Genomic DNA, 21,762 nt, shown 5'->3' on the forward strand with positions numbered 1-21,762 from the left:
GGGAGCTACAACTACAGGTCTGATCAGCCGTGATAATCCGGCTGCACGTTTTCCGTTTTCTGCTTGAGGAGTGACCCATGGTTGCCGCATTGCTTGATCGTCTTGGTGTGAACCCGGCCCTGTACCAGAACGGCAAAGTGCCCGTGCATTCGCCCATCGACGGCAGCCGTATCGCCGCCGTGAACTGGGAAGGCGCCGCCGAAGTCGAGCAACACATCAGTCGTGCAGATCATGCGTTCGAACTGTGGCGCAAGGTCCCGGCGCCGCGCCGTGGCGAATTGGTGCGTCAGTTGGGCGACATTCTGCGTGAATACAAAGCCGACCTCGGCGAACTGGTGTCCTGGGAGGCCGGCAAGATCACCCAGGAAGGGCTGGGAGAAGTGCAGGAGATGATCGACATCTGCGATTTCGCCGTCGGTCTGTCCCGTCAGCTCTACGGTTTGACCATTGCCTCCGAACGCCCTGGCCACCACATGCGCGAAACCTGGCATCCGCTGGGTGTTGTCGGCGTGATCAGTGCGTTCAACTTTCCGGTCGCGGTCTGGGCCTGGAACGCCACGCTGGCGCTGGTCTGCGGCAACCCGGTGATCTGGAAGCCATCGGAGAAAACCCCGCTGACCGCCCTGGCCTGCCAGGCCCTGTTTGATCGCGTGCTGAAGAATTTCAGCGACGCGCCGCCGCATCTGAGCCAAGTGGTGATCGGCGGCCGCGACGCCGGCGAAGCGCTGGTGGATGACCCGCGTGTGGCGCTGGTCAGTGCCACCGGCAGCACCCGCATGGGCCGCGAAGTGGCACCGAAAATTGCCGCGCGTTTCGCCCGCAGCATTCTGGAGCTGGGCGGTAACAACGCGATGATCCTCGGCCCAAGCGCCGACCTGGACATGGCGGTGCGCGCCATCCTGTTCAGCGCCGTCGGCACCGCCGGTCAGCGTTGCACTACCCTGCGTCGTCTGATCGCCCACGAATCGGTCAAAGAAGAAATCGTCACCCGCCTCAAAGCCGCCTATTCCAAAGTGCGCATCGGCCATCCGCTGGAAGGCAATCTGGTTGGTCCGCTGATCGACAAGCACAGTTTTGAAAACATGCAGGATGCGCTGGAGCAGGCGCTGAGCGAGGGCGGCCGGGTGTTTGGCGGCAAGCGTCAACTCGAAGATAAATTCCCCAACGCCTACTACGTTTCCCCGGCCATCGTGGAAATGCCGGAACAGAGCGATGTGGTGTGCAGCGAAACGTTCGCGCCGATCCTGTACGTGGTCGGTTACAGCGACTTCACTGAGGCCCTGCGTCTGAACAACGCCGTGCCGCAGGGCCTGTCGTCGTGCATCTTTACCACCGATGTGCGTGAAGCCGAACAGTTCATGTCGGCGGTGGGCAGCGATTGTGGCATCGCCAACGTCAACATCGGCCCGAGCGGCGCGGAAATTGGCGGGGCGTTCGGCGGCGAGAAAGAGACCGGTGGTGGCCGTGAGTCGGGCTCTGACGCGTGGCGCGGGTACATGCGCCGTCAGACCAACACCGTGAACTACTCGCTGGAGTTGCCGTTGGCGCAGGGCATCACGTTCGACTGAATCTCAATCAGGCAGTGATCCCCCTGTGGGAGCGAGCAGGCTCGCTCCCACATTAAATGGTGTGTGTTGGTTGGGTTTCATTTACGGAGTCTGGCAATGCCGTTACGCGAAGAGTGTCTGTGGGAAAAACTGACGCCGCAAAGGCCTGACAACGCGGCGCTCAAAGGCGAGGTGACGGTGGACGTGTGCGTCATCGGCGCCGGCTTTACCGGTTTGTCGGCGGCGGTGCATTTGCTGGAAGCGGGCAAAAGTGTCTGCGTGCTGGAAGCCCATCGTGCCGGACATGGTGGCTCCGGGCGCAACGTCGGTCTGGTCAACGCCGGGATGTGGATCCCGCCCGACGAAGTCGAAGCCGGCTTCGGCGAAGCGGTCGGCAGCCAGCTCAACCGCATGCTGGGTGCGGCACCGTCGCTGGTGTTCAGCCTTGTGGATAAACACAACATCGATTGCCAGTTGCGCCGCGAAGGCACACTGCACATGGCGCACAATGCCCGTGGCGAAGCGGACTTGCGCAGTCGTGAGGCACAATGGAAGCGTCGCGGGGCACCGGTCGAGCTGTTGACCGGGCAAGCCTGCGAACAAGCCACCGGCACCAAAAAGATTGCCGCGGCGCTGCTCGATCGCCGTGCTGGCACACTCAATCCCATGGCCTACACCACCGGGCTGGCCAAAGCGGCTATCGGCCTTGGCGGCCAGCTGTTCGATCATTCTCCCGTTACCCGCCTTGAGCGTCAGGGCCAGCGCTGGTCAGTGCAGACCGCTCAAGGCTCGGTGCTGGCCGAGCAAGTGGTGATCGCCTCCAACGCCTATACCGAAGGCGACTGGACCGAGCTGAGGCGCAATTTCTTCCCCGGTCATTACTATCAGGTGGCTTCAGCGCCACTGACCGAAGAAGCGGCGCAACAGATTCTGCCGGGGGGGCAGGGTTCGTGGGACACCCGGCAGGTACTCAGCAGCATCCGCCGCGACAAGGACGGTCGCTTGTTGCTCGGTAGCCTGGGTAATGGCAATCAGAAACCGGCCTGGTTCCTCAAAGCCTGGGCGGACCGGGTGCAGCAGCACTACTTTCCTTTCCTCAAGCCGGTGGAGTGGGAGTGCACCTGGACCGGCTGCATCGCCTTTACCCCCGATCATCTGATGCGCCTGTTCGAGCCCGCGCCCGGTTTGGTGGCAGTCACCGGTTACAACGGCCGGGGCGTGACGACCGGTACGGTGGTCGGCAAGGCCTTCGCCGATTACCTGTGTAACGGAAATCCTCAAGCCCTGCCAATTCCCTTCGCACCCATGCAGCCCCTGGTGGCTCCGGGGCTGCGCAGCTCTCTATATGAGGCGGGTTTCTCGCTGTATCACGCAGGCCAGTGCCTGCGGATCGTCATCTGAGTGTTGAATTTTGTTGCCGAAAGCGGCGCTTTCTCGCGTAACGACTAGCCTGTAATGGTGCGGGTTGTAGCAGTCCCGCACCAGCAGTGTGCACTTCGGTGACGCACGCTGTTACAGGCTGGTTGCACGTCGTTTGATGCCGCGGTTGCAATGATGGCGCGTGTGGGTTGCGCCTTTTGAAATAAATGGTTTCACCTTCCGCGGTTTAGACGGTTGCACGCCCAATGAAAATGGGATCGAAACAGTCGAAATAACAAGAAACAAGCGACTTTTTGCAGAATAAAAAACCGATGGCACGGCCCTTGCTCTGAGCATTCAGTGAAGTCGCAGTGCCAACTAAAAAAAAACCTTGGAGCACCACCTCATGTCCCAGACGTTTTACAAGAAAGGCTTTCTGGCCCTCGCAGTGGCTGCTGCGTTGGGTGTTTCTGCGTTTGCACAGGCCGATGTGAAAATCGGTGTGGCTGGACCCATGACAGGCGCCAACGCGGCATTTGGCGAACAGTACATGAAGGGTGCACAAGCGGCGGCCGATGCGGTCAACGCGGCAGGCGGCGTCAACGGCGAGAAAATCGTCCTGGTCAAAGGTGATGACGCCTGCGAACCGAAGCAGGCAGTGACGGTCGCCAAGGACCTCAGCAATCAGAAAGTGGCCGGTGTGGTCGGTCACTTCTGCTCCTCGTCGACCATCCCTGCCTCCGAGATCTACGACGAAGCGGGCATCATTGCGATCACTCCAGGTTCCACCAACCCACAAGTGACCGAGCGCGGCCTGAGCGCCATGTTCCGTATGTGCGGGCGTGACGACCAGCAAGGCATCGTGGCCGGCGACTACATCGTCGACGTGCTCAAGGGCAAGAAAGTCGCGGTTATCCACGACAAAGACACCTATGGCCAAGGCCTGGCGGATGCGACCAGGGCTCAGCTGGAAAAACGCGGTGTGAAGCCGGTGATCTATGAAGGCCTGACCCGTGGCGAGAAAGACTTCAGCGCCCTGGTCACCAAGATCCGCGCCGCGGGCGCCGATGTCGTCTACTTCGGCGGCCTGCACCCGGAAGCCGGTCCACTGGTCAAGCAACTGCGTACCGAAGGCCTGAAAGACGTGAAATTCATGTCCGACGACGGCATCGTGACCGACGAACTGGTGACCACCGCAGGCGGCCCGCAATACGTCGACGGCGTGCTGATGACCTTCGGCGCCGACCCGCGTCTGCTGCCGGACAGCAAGGCCGTCGTGGATACGTTCCGCAAGACCGGTTACGAGCCTGAAGGCTACACCCTGTACGCCTACGCTTCGATCCAGGCCCTGGCCGCCGGGTTCAATGGTGCCAAGTCCAACAAGGGTGAAGACGCGGCCAAGTGGCTGAAAGCCAACCCGGTCAAAACCGTGATGGGCGAGAAGACCTGGGACGCCAAGGGCGACCTGAAAGTCTCCGACTACGTGGTGTACCAGTGGGATGCCAACGGCAAATACCACCAGTTGGAAAAACAGAAGTGATGTGAGCGTTTGACCTGAACTGACCTTGTGGCGAGGGAGCTTGCTCCCGCTGGACTGCGCAACAGTCCTGGTTTTTCGAGAAGAGCGGGGCCGCTTCGCCTCCCAGCGGGAGCAAGCTGCCTCGCCACAATGGATTGTGCTCACTCTTGATGGTTTGGCACCAGCCAGAAGGCCCGTCTGTTTTTCTCTACGAGTCGCACATTTTCAGGTGGCGCGGGGTCTGGAACCCGCTGTCGCGTCACCTGGACCTGTGCAGGCTCTTACTGTGTGAGATTGCGTTATGGATGGTATTTTCCTGCAGCAACTGGTCAACGGCCTGACCCTCGGGTCGGTCTATGGCCTGATCGCCATCGGCTACACAATGGTCTATGGCATCATTGGCATGATCAACTTCGCCCACGGCGAGGTTTATATGATCTCTGCGTACCTCGCGGCGATCAGTCTGGCTCTGCTGGCTTACTTCGGTATCGAATCCTTCCCTCTGCTGATGCTCGGCACACTGGTCTTCACCGTCATCGTCACTGGGGTGTATGGCTGGGTCATCGAGCGCGTCGCCTACAAACCACTGCGCAACTCGACCCGGCTGGCACCGCTGATCAGCGCCATCGGGATCTCCCTGATCCTGCAAAACTATGCACAGATCGCCCAGGGCGCCCGCCAGCAAGGCGTGCCGACGCTGTTGACCGGAGCATGGCGCGTTAACGTCGGCACCGGCTTCGTTCAGCTCACCTACACCAAGGTGTTCATTCTGGTTGCAGCGTTCGCCGGGATGGGCCTGCTGACCTACATCATCAAGTACACCAAGCTCGGCCGCATGTGCCGCGCAACGCAACAAGACCGCAAGATGGCCTCGATCCTGGGGATCAACACCGACCGGGTGATTTCCTATGTGTTCGTCATCGGTGCAGCCATGGCGGCCCTGGCCGGCGTGCTGATCACCATGAACTACGGCACGTTCGACTTCTACGCAGGCTTCGTCATCGGCATCAAGGCCTTCACCGCAGCGGTACTCGGCGGGATCGGCTCGCTGCCTGGCGCGATGCTCGGTGGGATCATCCTCGGGATCTCCGAATCGCTGTTCTCCGGTCTGGTCAACTCCGACTACAAAGACGTTTTCAGCTTCTCGCTGCTTGTCCTTGTTCTGGTCTTTCGGCCTCAGGGCCTGCTCGGCCGTCCTCTTGTGTCGAAGGTGTAAGCGATGTCTTCAACCACTAAAAAAACCATTGATGTCAAAAGAAGCCTGGTTGACGCGATTCTTGCCGGCCTTATTGCCCTGATAGTGTTCGGCCCGATTGTCGGCATTGTGCTCGACGGCTACAGCTTCAACGTGCAACCGGTGCGAGTGGCGTGGATTGTCGCCATCGTCATGGTCGGGCGCTTTGTCCTGAGCCTGTTCCTGCAAACCCCCAGGGGCCGGCAGATTCTCGAAGGCTTCGAGACCACCGGCTCCGGTGTGCATGTACTGCCGCCTGATTACAAATCCCGGTTGCGCTGGATCATCCCGCTGATGATCGCCATTGCAGTGATCTTCCCGTTCTTCTCCAACTCCTACCTGCTGGGTGTGGTCATTCTCGGGCTGATTTACGTGTTGCTCGGCCTGGGCCTGAACATCGTGGTCGGCCTGGCGGGTTTGCTCGACCTCGGCTACGTGGCGTTCTACGCCATCGGTGCCTACGGCCTGGCGCTGGGTTATCAATACCTCGGGCTCGGTTTCTGGACCGTGTTGCCCCTGGCGGCGATCACGGCGGCATTGGCCGGTTGCATCCTCGGTTTCCCGGTGTTGCGTCTGCACGGCGACTATCTGGCGATCGTCACCCTGGGGTTTGGTGAAATCATTCGCCTGATCCTCAACAACTGGCTGTCCCTGACCGGTGGCCCGAATGGCATGGCGGCACCGCTGCCGACGTTCTTCGGCCTGGAGTTCGGCAAACGGGCGAAGGATGGCGGGATACCGTTCCACGAGTTCTTCGGCATAGCCTACAACCCGGACGTGAAGTACTACTTCATTTACGCGATTTTGTTCCTGGTGGTGCTGGCCGTGCTGTACATCAAGCATCGCCTGACCCGCATGCCGGTCGGTCGCGCCTGGGAAGCACTGCGCGAAGACGAAATCGCCTGCCGTGCCATGGGTCTGAACCACGTGTTGGTGAAACTTTCGGCGTTCACCCTTGGTGCTTCGACAGCCGGTCTGGCCGGCGTGTTTTTCGCCACCTACCAGGGCTTCGTCAACCCGACGTCGTTCACCTTCTTCGAATCGGCGCTGATCCTGGCCATCGTCGTCCTCGGCGGCATGGGCTCGACCATCGGTGTGGTGATTGCAGCCTTCGTGCTGACCGTCGCCCCGGAACTGCTGCGCAGTTTCGCCGAGTACCGGGTGCTGCTGTTCGGCATCCTGATGGTGTTGATGATGATCTGGCGACCACGCGGCCTGATTCGCATCAGCCGTACCGGTGTCACGCCACGTAAAGGTGCCATTGCGTATGAGGGGAAAGCGTCATGAGTGAAGTCGTACTCTCCGTAGAAAAGCTGATGATGCACTTCGGTGGCATCAAGGCCCTGAGCGATGTCAGCCTGCAGGTCAAACGCAACTCGATCTTCGCCCTGATCGGCCCCAACGGCGCAGGCAAGACCACCGTGTTCAACTGCTTGACCGGTTTCTACAAAGCCTCGGGCGGCAAGATCGAACTCAACACCCGTGGCGAGAAAACCAACGTCATCAAGCTGCTGGGCGAATCGTTCCACGCCACGGATTTTGTTTCGCCGAGGTCGTTCGCCAGCCGTCTGTATTACAAGATGTTCGGCGGCACCCATCTGGTGAACCGCGCCGGTCTGGCGCGTACGTTCCAGAACATTCGCCTGTTCAAGGAAATGTCGGTGCTGGAAAACCTGCTGGTGGCCCAGCACATGTGGGTCAACCGCAACATGCTGGCCGGCATCCTCAACACCAAGGGCTATCGCAAGGCCGAAAGTGATGCGCTCGATTGCGCCTTCTACTGGCTGGAAGTGGTCGACCTGGTGGACTGCGCCAACCGTCTGGCCGGCGAACTGTCCTATGGGCAGCAACGCCGTCTGGAAATCGCCAGGGCCATGTGCACCCGGCCGCAGATCATCTGCCTCGACGAACCGGCCGCTGGCCTCAACCCTCAGGAAACCGAAGCGCTGAGCGCGATGATCCGGCTGCTGCGCGACGAGCATGATCTGACCGTGGTGCTGATCGAACACGACATGGGCATGGTCATGAGCATTTCCGATCACATCGTGGTACTGGACCACGGCAACGTCATCGCCGAGGGCGGTCCGGAAGCGATTCGCAACGACCCGAAAGTGATTGCCGCCTACCTGGGCGCCGACGAAGAGGAGCTGGTATGACTCAACCGATCCTCGAATTGAAAGAGCTGGACGTGTTCTACGGACCGATCCAGGCGCTGAAGAAAGTCTCGCTGCACATCGAAGAAGGCGAAACCGTCAGCCTGATCGGCTCCAACGGGGCCGGCAAGTCGACGCTGTTGATGTCAATTTTCGGCCAGCCTCGGGCGGCCAGTGGGCAGATCATCTATCGCGGCGTGGACATCACCGAGAAGTCATCGCACTACATCGCCTCCAACGGCATCGCCCAGTCGCCGGAAGGCCGCCGCGTGTTCCCGGACATGACGGTCGAGGAAAACCTGCTGATGGGCACCATCCCCATCGGCGACAAGTACGCCACCGAAGACATGCAGCGCATGTTCGAGCTGTTTCCACGCCTCAAGGAGCGTCGTACCCAGCGGGCCATGACCATGTCCGGTGGTGAGCAGCAGATGCTCGCCATCGCCCGTGCGCTCATGAGCCGGCCCAAGCTGTTGTTGCTTGACGAACCGAGCCTGGGGCTGGCACCGATTGTGGTGAAACAGATCTTCGCCACCCTGCGCGAACTGGCGGCTACCGGCATGACCATCTTCCTGGTGGAGCAGAACGCCAACCACGCGCTGAAGCTGTCGGACCGGGCCTATGTGATGGTCAACGGCGAGATCCGCCTTACCGGCACCGGCAAGGAGCTGCTGGTGAACGAGGAGGTGCGCAACGCTTATCTGGGCGGGCACTGACGCTCGTTGAAATACCCACAGCCCCGGCGCGCAATCGCCGGGGCTTTTTTATATCCCCCACACACCGCACATCCAATGTGGGAGCCGGCTTTTGTGGCGGGGGAGCTTGCTCACGCTTGAGGGCGCAGTCCTCACAAAACCGGTATTGGATTGATCACGGTCAATTGTGGAAAACAATTCTCACAAGCTCTCAAAGCGCGACATAAAGCCGCTGCAAATAGTTGTTTTGTCACGCTTTTGACTTGTCCCCGTTTGCTGTGGAGCTGGCTGTGAATAACGTGGGAGTAGCTGGCGCAGAGCCTTTGAAACCGTGACGTGCAGCGCTGTGGTTGTTTTTTGATCAGCAGCTTTTCCTCGACCAAAACCCGTCGTTGTCAACCTTTTTGTTATGACCGAAAACCATCAAAAACCACGTGCACGAGCCTGTGGATAAGTCTGTGACTAAACTCTGGAAAGACTGCGCTGAGGGCCGTGGTTACTGGCTTGGCGCCATCGTCGCTTTGACCGGTCAGTCGTGCAATTTGCACTGGGCTACACCGCAGGTTGTCGAGGGTCAAGCAAAAAACTTTCTCAACCCTGCGCGAAGCCCTGTGGGTAAAGGGTTTACGGATTTTGTACTTGCCCCCAAAGACTGTGGACCGGCCTGTGGATAACGTGCGCGCACATGGCTGCAAGCCAGGCACGGCAAGGGCTGGCGGCAGGTGATTGTTTTTTGTACAGCGGACATGAATAAATCTTCATTTTGCTGATTTTACGTTCGGATACTCTGCGCGCATCGCCCCACAGCTGGTGGGGTCTTTGTCATTGGAAGACCTGGAGCAACTGCATGACCGATAGTCCCGCTTTTGTTCCGGCAGACGCCAGCCCGATACGCCGGCTGCGCCAGCGAGTCGGCTATCAGATGGCCGTGATGGATCTGGGCGGACGCGGTCTGTTGCTGATCGGCGGGTTGCTGCTTCTCGCGTGGCTCAGCTCCGGTATCTACAAGGTCCAGCCCGATGAGCAGGGTATCGTCCTGCGGTTCGGCCGCTGGCAGCAGACCGCCGAGTCGGGGTTGCACTATCACCTGCCGTTCCCCATCGAAACCGTGTTGCTGCCCAAAATCACCCAGGTCAATCAGTTGCAACTGGGCAGCAGCATCAGCGTGCAAAGCGCGGCCAGTAACGGCGCCCGCGACAAGCAGATGCTCACCGGTGACGAGAACATCGTCGAAGCCGATTGCACGGTGTTCTGGCGGATCAAGGATGCGCGGCTCTATCTGTTCAAGATCAGTGACCCTGAGCGCTCGGTGAAACTCGCGGCCGAAAGCGCGCTGCGCGAGGTCATCGGGCGCACGCCGATTCAGTCGGTGATGTCCGATAAGCGCGCGCAGATTGCCGATGAAACCCGCGACCTGTTGCAGCAGTTGCTCGACCGCGAACAGGCCGGGATTCTGGTCACTCAGGTCCAACTGCAACGGGTCGATCCGCCGCCGCAAGTGATCGATGCGTTCAACGATGTGCAGCGGGCCCGCGCCGATCAGGAGCGCTCACGCAACGAAGCCGAAGCCTATGCCAACGACGTGATTCCCCGGGCCCGTGGCGATGCCTCACGCATTACCCAGGAAGCCGAGGCGTATCAAGCCCAGGTCGGCAACCTCGCCGAGGGCGAAGCCAAGCGCTTTCTCTCGGTCTACAACAGCTACGTGCAATCCAAAGACGTGACGGCCTGGCGCCTGTACATGGAAAGCATGGATGAGGTGCTGAAAAAGGCCTCGAAAGTGATCATCGATTCTTCCGGCAAGGGCATGTCCGGGGTCGTGCCGTATATGCCGCTGAGCGAGCCGGCCAAAGCCGCGCCGAAGGAGGCTCGCCCATGAACCGCCTGATCAAACGCGCGGTCTTGATCACTGCCGCGCTCGGGCTCTGGGCCCTGGCGGCTTCGGCCTATGTGGTCGATGAATCGCAGCAGGCGTTGATCATCCGTTTCGGCGCGCCCATGGGTGTGGCCGGCGAGCCGGGGCTGAAATTCAAGGTGCCGTTCAGCGACTCCATCGTGTTCTACGACCGTCGCTTGCAGACGCTGGCGTCTCCCGCCGAACAAGTGATTCTCGGCGATCAGAAGCGCATCGAAGTCGAGACGTACAGCCGTTTCCGCATCAGCGATCCGCTGCGCTTCTATCAGGCGGTGGGCACGCTGGATCAGGCCAACGCGCAGCTGACGCAAATGGTCAGCTCCTCGCTGCGTCGGGAGTTGGGCGAGATTTCGTTGCGCTCGTTGTTGTCGCCGGCGCGTCAGCAGGAAGTCACGATCATTGAGAAGGACGTCGCCGACAAGGCGCGGGCCTTGGGCATCGAGGTCACGGAAGTCCGGCTGCACCGGCTCGACTTGCCGCTGGAGGCCAGCCAGGCGATTTACGACCGGATGAAATCCGAGCGTCAGCGGGAGGCCAAGGAGTTGCGCGCCCAGGGCTTCGAATGGGCGCAGCAGATCCAGGCCAAGGCCGATCGGGATCGCACGGTGTTGCTGTCGCAGGTCCAGCGCCAGTCGGCAATTACCCACGGCGAAGCGGATGCGGCAGCGAACCAGATTCTCTCGGCGGCGTTCAACAAGGACCCGGAATTCTACAAGCTGTACCGCTCGTTGCAGACCTATCGCCAGGCGCTGTCCGACAGTCAGCCGATGCTGGTGCTGACGCCTGATGCGGAATTTCTCAAGCAATTCAAAAGTGGCCCGGCCACGTCGGGTAATCGGGCTCCATGAGCGATCTTCCCGCCGAGTCGCCGCTCTTGCGCCAGCGCCTGACCAGGATGCTCGCCGCCATGGGGCCGGGGCTGGTGGTGATGATGGCCGACACCGAAGCCGGCAGCGTGATCACCGCTGCGCAAAGTGGTGCGCAGTGGGGCTACCGGTTGCTGTTGTTGCAGTTTTTGCTGGTGCCGCTGATGTTCATGGCCCAGGAGCTGACGGTGCGGTTGGGTTTGTGCACGGGCAAGGGCTACGTGGAGCTGGTACGCCAGCGCTTCGGTCGGGCGCTGGCGGCGATCACGGCGGTGGTCTTGTTGCTCAGTTGTTTTGGCGCACTGCTGACGCAGATGAGCGGCCTGGTCGGCGCCGGCGGCCTGTTCGGGATTCCCGGCTGGCTGATTTTGCTGACGCTGGTGGTGTTCATCCTCGGCATGGTGCTGACCGGTTCCTATCGCTCGGTGGAGCGAGTGACGCTGGCGGTCGGCATGTTCGGCCTGGCGTTCGTGGTCATGGCGATCAAGTCCCGGCCCGACATTCCGCAACTGCTGCATGACATCGCGCACATGCCGCTCAACAACCCGGATTATCTGTACCTGATGGCCGCCAACCTGGGCACCAGCGTGATGCCGTGGACGGTGTTCTATCAGCAATCGGCGCTGATCGACAAAGGCCTGGATGCCACGCATCTGCCAATGGCGCGGGCCGACACGCTGGTGGGCGCGGTGTTCTGTCAGGTGCTGACGGCCGCCATCGTCATCGCCGCTGCCGCCACCCTCGGCGGGCATTCGGCGGGGCTGGACAGCATTGCGCAGATCGGTGAAGCCTTTGGCGCGTTGATCGGTCCGACCTGGGGCGAACTGGTGTTTGCCATTGGCCTGGCCGGCGGTGCGCTGGTGGCGACCATTGTCGTGTGTCTGAGCGCGGTCTGGGCGGTGGGCGAGGCGTTGGGTGTGCGTCATTCGCTGGAGCAGCATCCGCTGGACGCTCCGTGGTTCTACGGGCCGTTTGCACTGCTGCTGATCGCCGGGGCCTTGCTGGTGGCGTCCGGGGTGAACCTGATTCGCCTGTCGATTGCCGTCGGTGTACTCAATGCCTTGTTGATTCCGCTGATCTTGCTGTTGCTGTATTTGCTGGCGCGCCGCGTGCTGCCGCCGGAGCACCGCTTGCGCGGGCGTTATGCACAGGTGGTCGCGGTGATTTTTACCCTGACGTCGGTGCTTGGGTTGTATGCCGGGCTGTGTGGGTCGCTGGGATGAACACAGCAATATGAAAGCACTGATCCGTGGCGAGGGAACTTACTCGCGCTTGAGTGCGCAACGCTCACAAAAGGGGCCGCTACGCAGCTCGGCGGGAGCCAGCTTTCTCGCCAGGGTCTTCGTCAACGATCAAAAAGTGTATTCCAGTGCGGGAGTGATGTGGCGATGAACAAGGTGCTGGCCGGGAAATCACACGATGTTATTTGACGGTGCGCTGCATGCCTTGAGCCTGGTGTTCGAGGTGTTTGTGCTGGACTTGATCCTGTCTGGCGACAATGCGCTGGTCATCGCGCTGGCCTGTCGTGGCTTGCCGCCAGAACAGCTCAAGCGTGCAGTGCTGATTGGCACCAGCGGCGCGATCATTCTGCGCGTGCTGCTCACGACCCTGGCCGGCTGGCTGCTGCTGGTGCCGGGTCTCAAGTTGATCGGTGCCGTGATGTTGCTGGTGATCGCCATCCGGCTGCTGAGCGAGGAGCAGGCGAACGAGGAGGGCGAGCAACCGGTCGGTGCCCTGTCGACCTTGAGCGGTGCAGTGATGACCGTGCTGACGGCTGACCTGATCATGAGCATGGACAACGTGGTCGGGCTGGCGGCGGTGGCGCAGGGCAGCGTGTTTTATCTGCTGCTGGGCTTGCTGTTGAGTGTGCCGCTGCTGATGTTTGGCAGCCTGCAGATCACCCGGCTGTTGCAGCGTCAGCCGCTGCTGGTGACGGTCGGGGCGGCCTTGCTCGGCTATGTGGCAGGGGACATCGCGGTGGGCGATCCGCTGGTGGTCGGCTGGATCAACACGCAGTCGCCAGCGCTCAATCAGGTATTGCCGCTGCTGTGTGCGGCGTTTGTGGTGCTTCAGGCGCGGATTATCCGCCGTCAGCGGGAGCGGGTGCCCAGGCTGCAATACAATCGCCCGGTTGTGGTCATCGTCGAGGCGCCGCTGCCGATCAGCGCGCCGGAGGTGGTGCCGCAGATGGCCATTGCACCGCCTGTGCAAAGCATTGAGGTGGACGCTGCCCCGGTTCGTCTGGAGCGCCGCCTTGGAGCCTATAGCGGATGGGTGACGGTCGTGGCCGGGCTGGCCGCCATTTTTCTGGTCGGCGCGGTGCTGTACAGCACGGTAGGCGCATTGGCGGGCAGTTTGCTGCCCAGCGCGCAAAAGGATTACGTCTATACCTGCACCGGGGCCAGTGCGACGCTTTATTACCGGCCCGGCGGCAGCGCGATTCGCCTCGTCACCGGCGGTGGCGAAGCGACGGGCTACGTGAGTTACGGCAAGATCCTCTGGGAGAACGCCCAGAGCGCCGTCAAGACGTTGCACCTGACGCCGCCCGCCCAGATCGAAAAGACCAGCCCCACCGTGGTGACACTCAGCGGCGGCAGCTTCGCCCAGATCCCCTGCACCCGCGATCTCTGATGCGCATCACCAAGACCCGGTTGCCGCTGCGCGCCGGGCCGGGCATGCTGGTCGCTGATTTTCTATTCCAATGGCTGGCCATCAGCCGAAGCAAGGAGAACACGATGTCCAACACCCTGTTTATCACCGGCGCGACGTCCGGTTTTGGCGAAGCCTGTGCCCGTCGTTTTGCCGAGGCTGGCTGGAAGCTGGTGCTGACCGGTCGTCGTGAAGAACGCCTCAATGCCCTGTGCGCCGAGCTGTCGAAGCAGACCGAGGTGCATGGCCTGGTGCTCGACGTACGTGATCGCAAGGCCATGGAAGACGCCATCGCCAACCTGCCGCCGTCCTTCGCCAAACTGCGCGGCCTGATCAACAACGCCGGCCTGGCGCTGGGCGTGGACCCGGCGCCCAAGTGCGACCTGGACGACTGGGACACCATGGTCGATACCAACATCAAGGGCCTGATGTACAGCACGCGCCTGCTGCTGCCGCGCCTGATCGCCCATGGCCGTGGCGCCGGTATCGTCAACCTCGGTTCCATCGCCGGCAACTACCCGTATCCGGGCAGCCACGTGTATGGCGCGAGCAAGGCGTTCGTCAAACAGTTCTCCCTGAACCTGCGCTGCGACCTGCAAGGCACGGGCGTGCGGGTCAGCAACATCGAGCCAGGGCTGTGCGAGAGCGAGTTTTCGCTGGTGCGGTTTGCCGGTGACCAGGAGCGTTATAACGCTACTTATGCCGGTGCCGAGCCGATCCAGCCGCAGGACATCGCCGATACGATTTTCTGGGTGCTCAATGCGCCGGCGCACATCAACATCAACAGCCTGGAGCTGATGCCGGTGAGCCAGACCTGGGCCGGGTTTGCGATTGAGCGTAATGGCGGCAAGGCTTAACCCTTTACTGAAAAGACTTACCTGAGGCGAGCGAGCTTGCTCGCGCCGGGCTGCGCAGCGGCCCCTTTGGGGAGCGCTGCGCACTCCAGCGGGAGCAAGCTCCCTCGCCACAAAAATCGGGTACAACCGGACACCGCACGCTCCCACATTGGAATGCGTTTCCTGTGGGAGCGGGCTTGCTCGCGAAGGCGTTCAGCCAGGCGAAAGTACTCATAAGGTAGACTCCTCTGCCAATACCCCCGCCGCACCCTGCGGTTTTCAAGGTTTTCAGAGGAGGCTACGTGAGTAACCGAGGTGAGCAGTCGCTGCTCAAACAATCGACGATCCTGATGTTCGCCGTGGCGATCGCCGGCATCGTCACCGGTGTTGTGTCCGGTGCCCAATCCATTCTGTTCGATGGTTTTTTCTCGCTGATCGCGACCTTCATCAAGGTCCTGATGCTGATTACCGCCAAGCTGATCGCCAAGGAAAGCAATCACCGCTTCCAGTTCGGCTTCTGGCATCTGGAGCCCATGGTATTGCTGATCGAAGGCAGCTTTTTGCTGCTGATCGCCATCTATGCATTTCTCAACGGTGTGTTCGGCATCATCAACGGTGGTCGAGAGATCGAGTTGGGGCTGGTGATTCTCTACGCGGCGGTGTTCACCGTGGTCGAATTTGGCTACTTCTTCTACGTGCGGCACCGTAACCGCAAGCTTAAATCCACGCTGATCCAGTTCGACAACATCAGCTGGCTGGTGGACGCGATGCTGTCCGTGGGCCTGTTGATCAGTTTCCTCACCGCGTTGCTGCTCAAGGCCCAGGGCTATGGCCAGTGGGCGGTGTATGTCGACCCGCTGATCCTGATTCTGCTGGCCCTGAGCATGTTGCCACCGGCGTTCAAGATCTTGCGTCCGGCGCTACGCGATGTACTGGGCATCGCCCCGGATAAACTGGACGACACCGTGCGCCAGGTGATGGACGCTGCGAAGATCGAGCATGGTTTCGACGACTACTCGTCTTACGTGCAGAAGCACGGACGGGCGCGGTTTATCGAGATCCATGTGGTGTTGCCGGCTGATTACCGGCTGGAGAATGTCGGGCAGCTGGATGCGCTGCGCGAGGATATTTCTTCGAAGCTGGGCAAGGCGGATGCGGCGCGGTGGCTGACGATCAGCTTTACCGGGGACCGGAAGTGGATTGCCTGATGATCAGGTGGCTTCCTTAGGATCAATCGCGGGCAAGACAGTTGCTCCCACAGCGGAATGCATTCCAATGTGGGAGCAACTGTCTTGCCCCTACCATTCGTCACCATCATTGCCAAATGACCCACCGCTATCGCGGGCAAGCCCGGCTCCCACAGGGGATTCTCAGTGAACACAACATTGGCGCTCGGCAGCGATCCCGTGTGGGAGCGGGCTTGCCCGCGATGGCGATCTATCAATCAACGAAGAAAATCAGCCAACCCGCGATAACAGGTTGCCAGGTGATAAGGCGTGGTCGACGGCATGTCCTTGCGGCTGACTTCGCCTTCTTCATCGCGGCATTCATACCAGCCGGCATCATGCAGAAACCGTTGCTGCAACGCCTGCAACTGGCGCAGCACGGTGGTTTCGCTGCCCGGACGCAAGGTCAGGGCACGCAGGTATTCGGCCTGGGCCCAAATGCGTTGAGTGCTGTCGCGCGGGCGACGCGGATCACTGTCCAGATCGAGCATGGCCCGCACCGCGCCATTTTCCTCAACCACACCCAATTGCTCGGTGTATTCGAAGGCGCGGCTCAGCGAGCGATGCAGTTTGCTGTCGCGCAGCAGTAGCGAAGATTCGAGCAGGAAATACCATTCAAACTGATGACCGGGCTCGAACCAGTTATCCACAGCCCCCAGCGGTTTTTCCATCAATACGTTTTCGCGCGGGTCGACGAACTGCTTCTGCATGCCTGTGCATAACTCGACCAGCGCATGTTCCACCGCCGCGTCTTCGCGTACGGACACAATCGCCAGAAAGGCTTCCGCCAGGTGCATCAGCGGGTTCTGCAACGGGCCAGTGTCCAGGGAGGACCAGTCACGCTCCAGGCAGGCTTCGTACAGACCGCCTTCGATGGCAAAGCGCTGGGCGAGGATTTCCAGGGTGGCATTGAGCACCGATTCGACCAGCGGCTCGCGCACCTTGTCCCAGTAATGGGCGCAGGCGAACAGGATGAAGGCGTGGGTATAGAGGTCTTTGCGTGGGTCCAGCGGCACCCCCTGCGGGTCGATGCTGTAGAACCAGCCGCCATGTTCGGCGTCATGGAAATGCTGCTGCAATGAACGGAACAGCGCTGCTGCGCGTTCTTGGGCGCCCGGCACTTGGCCGATCAGGCTGGAAAACAGATACAGCTGCCGCGCACAGGCCATGGCCCGGTAGCGTTGCGCTGGCAGTGGCTGGTGCATGGCGTCCAGCGCCTCATAGGGCAGCGCCATCTCGGCGTTCCAGCCGGGGCCCTGCCAGAGCGGCACGATCACCCCCTCAAAGTGCTGTTGCACCGAGGCGAACAAGGCGGTCAATTCAGGCAGGGAGGCAGAGCGGGAAACATGAGGCATTGGCAGGCGTCGTCACGGCAGGGGCGATTGCGCGACATGTTAACAGGCTGAGATAAACGCTGCCTGTCAGGCCGCCTTCGCGAGCAGGCTCGCTCCCACAGGGGATTGCTTGCTTTCATGGGCGATAGGCGGTGTCTGTGAGTCCGCTATCGCGAGCAAGCTCGCTCCCACAGGGGACCGCTTACTTTCAGGGAGATAAACGCTGCCTGTCAGGCCGCCTTCGCGGGCAAGCCCGCTCCCACAGTGAGCGGTGTGCGCAGGACCACTGTGGGAGCGAGCTTGCTCACGATGAGGCCGTAACAGGCAATAGAGGTTTCAGCCCGCGAGCAACCAGACCCCGGTCGCCGCCGAAGCCGCACCCGCCACCCGAATCAACGGCGCAGCTGCCTGCGGCAACACCCGCACTAGCGCATACCCAGCCGCATGCAACGCCGCCGTCGCCACCACAAACCCGGCCGCATATGCCCATGGGCTCGACATGTCCGGCAATTCCAACCCGTGTGCCACGCCATGAAACAACGCAAACAACGCTGTCGCCGCAACCGCCAGGCTCAGCGGTGGACGCACGGCCAGCGCCACGGCCAGGCCCAGCGCCAGCACCGAGGCGGCGATCCCGTTTTCCAGCGCCGGCAATTGCAGCCCTTCAAACCCCAGCAGCCCGCCAATCAGCATGGTGCCGACGAACGTGCATGGCAGTGCCCAACGCGCCGCGCCTTTTTGCTGCGCTGCCCACAGGCCCACGGCAACCATCGCCAGCAAGTGATCGATGCCGCTGATCGGGTGGCTGATGCCGGCGATCAAACCATTGTCACCATGACCCGGGTGGGCAAAAGCGATGGCTGGGGTCAGCAGCAGGGCGATGGCGCCCAGGATGCGTTTCAGTGTCATGGATAAGCTTCCTTGTTAATAAAAGTCAGTCAGTGTCAGGCGGCGCTGGTCAGCAGGCCCTGAAGTTCGATGAAGGCAATGATCTCTTCCAGGCCCTGGCCGGTTTTCTGGTTGCTGAAAACGAACGGCTTGCCGTTTCGCATCCGCCGGGTGTCGCTGTCCATCATCTCCAGCGATGCACCCACCAGCGGCGCGAGGTCGATCTTGTTGATCACCAGCAAGTCGGATTTGCAGATCCCCGGCCCCCCCTTGCGTGGCAGCTTGTCGCCAGCCGACACGTCGATCACATAAATGGTCAGGTCGGACAGCTCGGGGCTGAACGTCGCCGACAGGTTGTCGCCGCCGGACTCCACCAGAATCAGGTCCAGCCCCGGAAAGCGGCGATTGAGTTGATCCACGGCTTCAAGGTTGATCGAGGCGTCTTCGCGAATTGCCGTGTGCGGGCAGCCGCCAGTTTCCACACCGATGATGCGCTCCGGCGCCAGGGCTTCGTTGCGCACCAGAAAGTCGGCGTCTTCACGGGTGTAAATGTCGTTGGTCACCACCGCCAGGTTGTAGCGCTCGCGCAGGGCCAGGCACAGGGCCAGGGTGAGGGCCGTTTTGCCGGAACCGACCGGGCCACCGATACCGACGCGCAGGGGTTGTGTGTTCATGTGATTCTCCAAAATAACAGGCCCTAGGAACGGAACAGTCGGCTGTACTGGCGCTCATGGGCCATGCACGCCAGGGACAGGCCGAAAGCGGCGCTGCCAAAGTGTTCGGGGGTGATTCGAGTGGCGTCCTGCTGGGCTTGTTGCAGTAAGGGCAGCAGTTCGCTGGTCAGGCGCTGGGCGGCTTGCTGGCCCAGCGGCAGGGTTTTCATCAACACCGCCAACTGGTTTTCCAGCCAGCTCCAGAGCCAGGCGGCCAGTGCATCTTGCGGGCCGATCTGCCAGGCGCGGGCGGCCAGGGCCCAGCTGAGGGCCAGATGCGGTTCGGGGCGTTGTTCGAGAAAGGTGCGGGCCGATGCGTCGAGTTCCGGCAAACCATTGAGCAGTTGCTGCAATGAATAGCCCATCTGCCGGCTTTCCTGATGCAGTTCGCGGGTTTCGCGGCTGGCACGGTGTTCTTCGCAGCGCAGCAACAGTTCACCCCAATTGTCCTCGGACGCGGCCACGCAATGGGCCAACAGCAAGGGTGCTTCGAAGCGGGCGAGGTTCAGCAACAACTGATCGCTGATCCAGCGTCGTGCGCTGTCGGAGTTATCCACCCGACCGTTGTCTACCGCCATTTCCAGGCCTTGGGAATAGCTGTAACCGCCGATGGGCAGCTGCGGGCTGGCCAGACGCAACAGCGCCCAGGCCGGGTTCACAGACGCACGCCGAATTGGTGCAGTTTCGGCGCGTAGTTGAAGTCTTCGTCGCCGTGCCGCGAATGGTGATGACCGCCTCCGTAGGCGCCGTGTTCGGGCTGGAACGGCGCTTCGATGTTCTCGGTGTGGGCGCCCAGCTGTTCGAGCATGGCCTTTAACACGTAGTCGTCCAGCAGACGCAGCCAGCCATCGCCGACTTGCAGGGCGACGTGGCGATTACCCAGGTGATAAGCGGCGCGGGTCAGTTCGAAGGCATTGGCGCAGGTGACGTGCAGCAGTTGCTCAGGGCGGGCGCAGACCCGGACGATGCGTCCGTCTTCGGCCTCCAGGCATTCGCCGTCATACAGCGGCGGCTGGCCACGCTCCAAAAACAGTCCGACGTCTTCCTGCTCGGCACTGAAACAGCGCAGGCGGCTCTTGCTCCGGGCCTCGAAGGTCAGGTGCAATTCGGCGGCCCAGGCGGGTTGGGGGGCGATTCTGCGGTGGATCACCAGCATCGGAAAGCTTCCAGCTAAGGGCATTGCTCAGGCTAGAGCAAGGGGCTTGCCAACCGTACGAAGCGTAGGAAATCCCTGTCGGAGATTAGCGGATGTTTCAAAATGTTGCAGGATTTTGCGTTAGGTTGGTGCGCGGAAACATTTCGCGCACCCATTTGCGGCGAAACCCGAAATGCAGAATTGCTTTGTGGCGAGGGAGCTGCTCCCGCTGGGGCGCGAAGCGGCCCCGCACGTGAAAAAGACGGGGACCGCTGCGCACTCCAGCGGGAGCAAGCTCCCTCGCCACAGAAGCCCGTAGGGGGATGTGTCTATTCGGTACTGCCGAGCCCTTGCCAGTGCTTGAGGCCGATAAAGATGAAGCGCAGTTGCTGGGTGATTTTGGCCTGGGGCGTCAGATGCTCGGGCAGCGCTTCGAGGGGCGGGTCGATGATGTCCGGCAGGGTGGCGAACACACTTTTGACGATCAGGTCGGCCATGACGCTCAGGCCGGTGATGTCCAGGTGTTGCAGTTTGGGCATCAGCGACAGGTCGGCGGCCAGGTCCGAACTGATGTCTTCGCGCAATCGACCGATGGCCAGGCGTACCGGCAGCGAGCCGCCGTACTGCTCGCGCGCCAGAAACAGGAATTGCGAACGGTTGGCGCTGACCACATCAAGGAAGATGCGCACCGAGGCATCGATGATGCCGCCCATGATGAATTCGTTGTGACGCACCAGCCGGATCGTCTCGCGAAACGTCTGGCCAACCTCGCTGACCAGCACCAGGCCCAGCTCGTCCATGTCGTCAAAGTGCCGGTAAAAACCGGTGGGCACGATCCCGGCGGTTTTGGCGACTTCGCGCAGGCTCAGGCTGCCGAATCCTCGGCCGCTTTCCATCAGATGACGGGCGGCGTCCATCAGGGCATTACGGGTTTGTTGTTTCTGTTCGGCGCGGGGCAGCATCGCAGGGGCGTTCTGAAGTAGGACAGCGTCGCACTCTAGCAAATCGGCTTCGCCGGCGTCGAACCGGGATCGGGGTTCGAGGGCGGAAAATGCGCGCTATATAGAGACGAAAGCCCGATCCGGGGATCGGGCTTTATTGAAGGCTTCCATGACTTTTACCTCACAGCGCTGGTGCGCTTGATTGCGGGGTCACCAGCATCAGCTAGCCATTTGGCCTTGTGGGGTTTTGTCGTAGCCGTCGGACGCCAGGGTCTGGCCTTGTGGGGTGCGGTCGCTGCCGTCGGACGCCAGGGTCTGACCTTGTGGGGTGCGGTCGCTGCCGTCGGACGCCAGAGTCTGGCCTTGTGGGGTGCGGTCGCTGCCGTCGGACGCCAGGGTCTGGCCTTGTGGGGTGCGGTCGCTGCCGTCAGAAGCCAGTGCCTGGCCCAGTGGAGTGCGGTCCGAACCATCTTGAACCAGACCTTTTTCTTCCAGACGTTCACGGCCTTGGCCATGGTCGGCAACTGTCTGGCTGTAAACCGAATGGGTGTTTTTGACTTGCGGTGTGGCCTGATCGGCGGCTGGCAGAGCAAAAGCGGTGCTGGCCAGCATCGAGAGGGTCAGGCTAAGCAGTAATTGGCGTTTCATGATGGGTTGCTCCTTGGGAGGGCGATAAAGTGGGTACGAGGTCAATGCTACTCCCGATAAGTCGATATAAAAGTTCATAAACGCAATGGTAATAATCAACAGAA

The 21,762-nt window shown here is 61.2% G+C and carries 20 protein-coding genes; 13 read left to right on the forward strand and 7 right to left on the reverse strand.

What is annotated here, in order from left to right; genetic code table 11:
• The first annotated feature begins 77 nt into the window (after nucleotides 1–77).
• The 13 genes from amaB to POF45_RS19070 all read left to right on the forward strand — a co-directional run bounded on the left by amaB (nucleotide 78) and on the right by POF45_RS19070 (nucleotide 15,981).
• On the forward strand, nucleotides 78–1,568 hold the full coding sequence (gene amaB, locus POF45_RS19010) for an L-piperidine-6-carboxylate dehydrogenase (RefSeq protein WP_282316404.1): 1,491 nt from the start codon (nucleotides 78–80) through the stop codon (nucleotides 1,566–1,568).
• 96 nt (nucleotides 1,569–1,664) lie between these two features.
• Entirely contained in the window at nucleotides 1,665–2,948 is a 1,284-nt protein-coding gene (amaA, locus tag POF45_RS19015) for an L-pipecolate oxidase (RefSeq protein WP_259498811.1), read from the forward strand.
• Nucleotides 2,949–3,312: 364 nt separating this feature from the next.
• Nucleotides 3,313–4,446: a branched-chain amino acid ABC transporter substrate-binding protein gene (locus tag POF45_RS19020; RefSeq protein ID WP_259498813.1), complete on the forward strand. Its 1,134-nt coding sequence runs from the start codon at nucleotides 3,313–3,315 to the stop codon at nucleotides 4,444–4,446.
• 280 nt (nucleotides 4,447–4,726) lie between these two features.
• Nucleotides 4,727–5,641, forward strand: a complete 915-nt coding sequence (locus tag POF45_RS19025) for an ABC transporter permease subunit (RefSeq protein WP_259498815.1) — start codon at nucleotides 4,727–4,729, stop codon at nucleotides 5,639–5,641.
• A 3-nt stretch (nucleotides 5,642–5,644) separates the two neighbouring features.
• Nucleotides 5,645–6,946: a high-affinity branched-chain amino acid ABC transporter permease LivM gene (gene livM, locus POF45_RS19030; RefSeq protein ID WP_259498817.1), complete on the forward strand. Its 1,302-nt coding sequence runs from the start codon at nucleotides 5,645–5,647 to the stop codon at nucleotides 6,944–6,946.
• Nucleotides 6,943–7,815 (forward strand): ATP-binding cassette domain-containing protein, encoded by an 873-nt coding sequence (locus tag POF45_RS19035; RefSeq protein WP_259498820.1) that lies wholly within the window; start codon nucleotides 6,943–6,945, stop codon nucleotides 7,813–7,815. The genes livM and POF45_RS19035 overlap by 4 nt, the downstream gene beginning before the upstream one ends.
• Nucleotides 7,812–8,528 carry an ABC transporter ATP-binding protein gene (locus tag POF45_RS19040; protein WP_259498821.1) on the forward strand — a complete coding sequence of 239 codons (717 nt, stop codon included), beginning with the start codon at nucleotides 7,812–7,814 and terminating at the stop codon, nucleotides 8,526–8,528. Before POF45_RS19035 ends, POF45_RS19040 begins: the two co-directional genes overlap by 4 nt.
• Nucleotides 8,529–9,354: 826 nt before the next feature.
• Nucleotides 9,355–10,386 carry an FtsH protease activity modulator HflK gene (hflK, locus tag POF45_RS19045; protein WP_259498823.1) on the forward strand — a complete coding sequence of 344 codons (1,032 nt, stop codon included), beginning with the start codon at nucleotides 9,355–9,357 and terminating at the stop codon, nucleotides 10,384–10,386.
• On the forward strand, nucleotides 10,383–11,270 hold the full coding sequence (gene hflC / locus POF45_RS19050; RefSeq protein ID WP_282316406.1) for a protease modulator HflC: 888 nt from the start codon (nucleotides 10,383–10,385) through the stop codon (nucleotides 11,268–11,270). Before hflK ends, hflC begins: the two co-directional genes overlap by 4 nt.
• Nucleotides 11,267–12,511 (forward strand): NRAMP family divalent metal transporter, encoded by a 1,245-nt coding sequence (locus tag POF45_RS19055; protein WP_259498827.1) that lies wholly within the window; start codon nucleotides 11,267–11,269, stop codon nucleotides 12,509–12,511. Before hflC ends, POF45_RS19055 begins: the two co-directional genes overlap by 4 nt.
• Before the next feature lie 196 nt (nucleotides 12,512–12,707).
• Entirely contained in the window at nucleotides 12,708–13,919 is a 1,212-nt protein-coding gene (locus POF45_RS19060; RefSeq protein WP_259498829.1) for a TerC family protein, read from the forward strand.
• A gap of 104 nt (nucleotides 13,920–14,023) precedes the next feature.
• Complete coding sequence (locus POF45_RS19065; protein WP_259503084.1) at nucleotides 14,024–14,794, forward strand: SDR family oxidoreductase; 771 nt, start codon at nucleotides 14,024–14,026, stop codon at nucleotides 14,792–14,794.
• Between the two features lie 281 nt (nucleotides 14,795–15,075).
• Nucleotides 15,076–15,981, forward strand: coding sequence for a cation diffusion facilitator family transporter (locus POF45_RS19070; RefSeq protein WP_259498831.1), 906 nt, complete (start codon nucleotides 15,076–15,078; stop codon nucleotides 15,979–15,981).
• Between the two features lie 236 nt (nucleotides 15,982–16,217).
• Here the strand turns inward: POF45_RS19070 and POF45_RS19075 are convergent, their stop codons facing one another.
• The 7 genes from POF45_RS19075 to POF45_RS19105 all read right to left on the reverse strand — a co-directional run bounded on the left by POF45_RS19075 (nucleotide 16,218) and on the right by POF45_RS19105 (nucleotide 21,658).
• Nucleotides 16,218–17,354, reverse strand: coding sequence for an AGE family epimerase/isomerase (locus tag POF45_RS19075; protein ID WP_282316407.1), 1,137 nt, complete (start codon nucleotides 17,352–17,354; stop codon nucleotides 16,218–16,220).
• A gap of 315 nt (nucleotides 17,355–17,669) precedes the next feature.
• Nucleotides 17,670–18,242 (reverse strand): HupE/UreJ family protein, encoded by a 573-nt coding sequence (locus tag POF45_RS19080; RefSeq protein ID WP_282316408.1) that lies wholly within the window; start codon nucleotides 18,240–18,242, stop codon nucleotides 17,670–17,672.
• A gap of 35 nt (nucleotides 18,243–18,277) precedes the next feature.
• Nucleotides 18,278–18,895 carry an urease accessory protein UreG gene (ureG, locus tag POF45_RS19085; protein ID WP_259498835.1) on the reverse strand — a complete coding sequence of 206 codons (618 nt, stop codon included), beginning with the start codon at nucleotides 18,893–18,895 and terminating at the stop codon, nucleotides 18,278–18,280.
• Between the two features lie 23 nt (nucleotides 18,896–18,918).
• Entirely contained in the window at nucleotides 18,919–19,593 is a 675-nt protein-coding gene (locus tag POF45_RS19090; protein WP_282316409.1) for an urease accessory protein UreF, read from the reverse strand.
• Complete coding sequence (gene ureE / locus POF45_RS19095; protein WP_259498839.1) at nucleotides 19,590–20,090, reverse strand: urease accessory protein UreE; 501 nt, start codon at nucleotides 20,088–20,090, stop codon at nucleotides 19,590–19,592. Before ureE ends, POF45_RS19090 begins: the two co-directional genes overlap by 4 nt.
• Before the next feature lie 308 nt (nucleotides 20,091–20,398).
• Entirely contained in the window at nucleotides 20,399–21,031 is a 633-nt protein-coding gene (locus POF45_RS19100) for a TetR family transcriptional regulator (protein ID WP_259498840.1), read from the reverse strand.
• A 198-nt stretch (nucleotides 21,032–21,229) separates the two neighbouring features.
• Nucleotides 21,230–21,658 (reverse strand): hypothetical protein, encoded by a 429-nt coding sequence (locus POF45_RS19105; protein ID WP_259498842.1) that lies wholly within the window; start codon nucleotides 21,656–21,658, stop codon nucleotides 21,230–21,232.
• Nucleotides 21,659–21,762: the final 104 nt, after the last annotated feature.

It is taken from the genome of Pseudomonas fungipugnans (genome assembly GCF_029955235.1).
Taxonomy (GTDB): domain Bacteria; phylum Pseudomonadota; class Gammaproteobacteria; order Pseudomonadales; family Pseudomonadaceae; genus Aquipseudomonas; species Aquipseudomonas fungipugnans.